General features: G+C 61.9%; 1 protein-coding gene and 1 pseudogene. Both read left to right on the top strand.

The features are described 5' to 3' along the window. Nucleotides 1–930 (top strand): annotated as a pseudogene (gene trbG / locus EOA27_RS33210) (P-type conjugative transfer protein TrbG); the annotation flags it as partial. Nucleotides 931–941: 11 nt separating this feature from the next. Then, the gene (locus EOA27_RS33205; protein ID WP_127258383.1) at nucleotides 942–2,156 is read left to right on the top strand and encodes a TrbI/VirB10 family protein; all 1,215 of its coding nucleotides are present in this window, start codon (nucleotides 942–944) and stop codon (nucleotides 2,154–2,156) included. Nucleotides 2,157–2,168 lie beyond the last annotated feature (12 nt).

Raw genomic sequence — 2,168 nt, 5'->3', positions numbered from 1 at the left:
GATTTCCTATGACACTGCCGACTTCAAAGCAGCGGCGATCGAGAAGCCGCCGGAGAAGCGGTCAAGATCGTCGAGGTGCCAAAGCCGCTGCCTTTGCCCGGCCAGTTGCAGCCCGATCCAGGCAAGGTCGCCGACGATAAACGTTCCCCCGAAGAACGTGTCGCCGACGCCAACAAGGCGGCGACACAGCAGCCCACCAGATACGGCTATGTCAATGCGGTCCAGGTCTATCCCTTTGCCGACGGCGCGCTTTACCAGCTTTACGCAGCACCCGAGCGCGTCACCGATATTGCTCTGCAACCGGGTGAGAAGCTGACGTCAGTGTCCGCGGGCGACACGGTGCGTTGGGTCATTGGCGACACCGTGAGCGGCACCGGCGACAATCAGCGCACCCATGTGCTGGTAAAGCCTTTCGCGCCGGGGCTTAGCACCAACCTGGTCATCACCACGGAACGGCGGACCTATCACCTGCAGCTTCAAAGCACTGACAAGACCGCGATGGCGGCCATCTCCTGGACGTATAGCGAAGACCAGATCGTCGCGCTGCGCCAACGCAACGCCCAAGCAGATGCCGTCACGCCGGTGGCGTCGAATGTGGCACTCGAAAATATCCGCTTCCGCTATTCGATTAGCGGCGACACACCGCCCTGGAGACCGACGCGTGCCTTCGACGACGGCAGCAAGGTCTATATCGAATTCCCACGCCGCATTGACCAGGGCGAGGCGCCGCCGCTCTTCATCGTCGGAGCCGACGGCAACAACCAGCTCGTCAACTACCGCATGCGCGGCAACTACTATATCGTCGATCGCTTGTTTGCCGCGGCAGAACTGCGGCTCGGTGCCAAGCAGCAGCAGGTTGTGCGCATCACCAGAACTGATGGCCGGCAACCGCCGCGGCGGATCTCGCCTTTTTCCCGTTTCGGCAGGTGAGGGGAGGGCCCATGACTGACACGTCCCATTCCACCGCCCCGCCGAAGCTCGATCCAGAGCAGCTGCAATTGCGCGCTTCGCCTCGTCGTGCTGTGCGTTTCAGGCGCGGCGTGATCGTCGCGATCGCGGCGCTCGGATCCGGCGCAATATTCGGCGTCACCATGATCGCGCTGAGGGGGCCAGCTCTGCGCATCCAAGGCTTGACGGAAGACCGCTATAACACCGAACGCAAGCCGACAGCCGAGGGTCTCGATAGCCTGCCCAAGGATTATTCCGCGATCAAGCCAAAACCGCCCGTGCTTGGACCGCCGCTGCCGGGCGATCTCGGCCGCCCCATTCTTGAGCGGCATCGCCAGCTCGGCATCGCGCCCGGGCAGGAGGTTTCCGCGGAAGAGCAACGGCTCGCCCAGCAGGCGATTTCGGCGCGCGAGTCGCAAGTCATGTTCCGGATCGACAATCGACCGAAGCAGACCGATGCTCCCCACACCGGGCAAGCCCGCCAGCTGCAATTTGAAGCGCTTCCGCAAACCGGTGCCGCCGGCACGTCAGCTTCCGTTGCACCAACCGAGGGCGACCAGAACAACCAACAGCGCAAGCTTGACTTCGTGAGCCAGCGAGACACAAACGGGATCTACAATCCGCATGCGCTGCAGACGCCAGCTTCGCCCTATCAGCTCATGGCCGGTAGCGTCATCGCTGCAAGCCTCATCACTGGCATCAACTCGGATTTGCCCGGTCTGGTCGTTGCGCAGGTCACCGAGAATGTGCACGACACCGTCACCGGCAGCACCTTGCTCATCCCGCAAGGCTCGCGTCTGATCGGCACCTATGACAGCGTCGTCGCCTTTGGGCAGAAGCGTGCTTTGCTGGTCTGGCAGCGAATAATCTTGCCCGACGGCTCCTCGATCGAAATCGACAATCTGCCGGCGACAGACACCGCCGGTTATGCGGGGCTTGAGGATGAGGTTGATTTCCACACCTGGCAGCTGATCAAGGGCGTTGCGTTGGCCACATTGCTAGGCGTCGGCACCGAACTGAGCTTTGGGGAAAATGAGAGCGACCTGGTCAAGGCGATCCGAGAAGCCACTCAGCAGAATATCAGTCAAGCCGGCCAGCGTATCACGGAAAAGAACCTGAATGTTCAGCCTACAATCACGGTCCGCCCGGGTTGGCCGCTGCGCGTCATCGTGCACAAGGACATCGTGCTGCGGCCATACACGGGTTGAACGGAGTAGCTC

This window comes from Mesorhizobium sp. M2A.F.Ca.ET.037.01.1.1 (assembly GCF_003998075.1).
In the GTDB taxonomy this organism is placed as follows: domain Bacteria; phylum Pseudomonadota; class Alphaproteobacteria; order Rhizobiales; family Rhizobiaceae; genus Mesorhizobium.
This window is presented reverse-complemented; position numbering and strand designations above follow the sequence as displayed.

Bases quoted from the DNA above. Each gene is read 5' to 3' on its own strand.
- EOA27_RS33205 (WP_127258383.1), top strand. From the start codon at position 942: ATGACTGACACGTCCCATTCCACCGCCCCGCCGAAGCTCGATCCAGAG.